The 373-nt window shown below is 56.3% G+C and carries 1 protein-coding gene; it reads right to left on the bottom strand.

Annotated features, from left to right (window positions below):
- A partial coding sequence (locus tag RMQ97_RS15545; RefSeq protein ID WP_413661812.1) for a hypothetical protein occupies positions 1–373 on the bottom strand: 373 nt, incomplete at both ends.

Below are 373 nucleotides of genomic sequence, written 5' to 3'. Positions count from 1 at the left end.
TTGAGGGGTCGCCGACGGCCGTAACATGGCGCGTGACACTCCTGACTTCGCCAAAAGCGGTGTATTCGGTGGATGTGGCATAGCCCAACGCGTCGATTGTGAGAACGATACGGCCAGCGTCGTCATGGTAATTGAGCGTCACCGCGCCGGTCGGCGAGGTGGTCTTGATCAGATTGCCCAGGCGGTCATAGTCATAGTGGGTCGTGTTGCCTTCACCATCGACCATGGTGAGGACATTGCCGCGCTTGTCATAGGTGTAAGTTGTTGTGTTGTTTTGCCCGTCAGTTGAGGTCAGGCGCTGACCCAGGCCGTTATAGGTATAGGTCGCAGCGGTATAGGCATCCACATTGCTATTGCCCAGATACCGGGTTTC

Source organism: Maricaulis sp. D1M11 (genome assembly GCF_047308265.1).
Taxonomy (GTDB): Bacteria; Pseudomonadota; Alphaproteobacteria; order Caulobacterales; family Maricaulaceae; genus Maricaulis.
The sequence above is the reverse complement of the archived record's forward strand: the minus strand, read 5'-3'. Positions and strand labels throughout refer to the sequence as shown.